Below are 323 nucleotides of genomic sequence, written 5' to 3'. Positions count from 1 at the left end.
CCTGTGGGAGCGGGCTTGCTCGGGTAGAAACCGGGGACATCCTTTACGTTTTAAACCGGAGACATCCTTTACAGGTGTGAAATACGGTCAGGAGGTATCTGACCATGCCCTGGAATCGAGAGTCCCCAATGAATCAGAGAGTCAAACTCATCGGCGACTGGTTGACCGGCGCCTACTCCAAAAGTGAGCTGGCTCGGCACTACGGTGTCAGTCGGCCCACGCTGGACAAGTGGTTGGCACGCTATGCCATGCTCGGTGTAGACGGGCTTAAAGAGCTGTCCAGGCGTCCACATCACAGCCCTTATCAAGTCAGCGACCAGATT

At 55.4% G+C, this 323-nt stretch carries 1 protein-coding gene; it reads left to right on the top strand.

Going from position 1 to position 323, the window contains the following annotated elements; translation table 11 throughout:
- Positions 1-104 precede the first annotated feature (104 nt).
- On the top strand, positions 105-323 hold a 219-nt coding region (locus tag BK665_RS33025), incomplete at its 3' end, for a helix-turn-helix domain-containing protein (RefSeq protein ID WP_148053270.1).

The sequence above is a fragment of the Pseudomonas frederiksbergensis genome, from assembly GCF_003732665.1.
Classification (GTDB): domain Bacteria; phylum Pseudomonadota; class Gammaproteobacteria; order Pseudomonadales; family Pseudomonadaceae; genus Aquipseudomonas; species Aquipseudomonas frederiksbergensis_G.
This window is presented reverse-complemented; position numbering and strand designations above follow the sequence as displayed.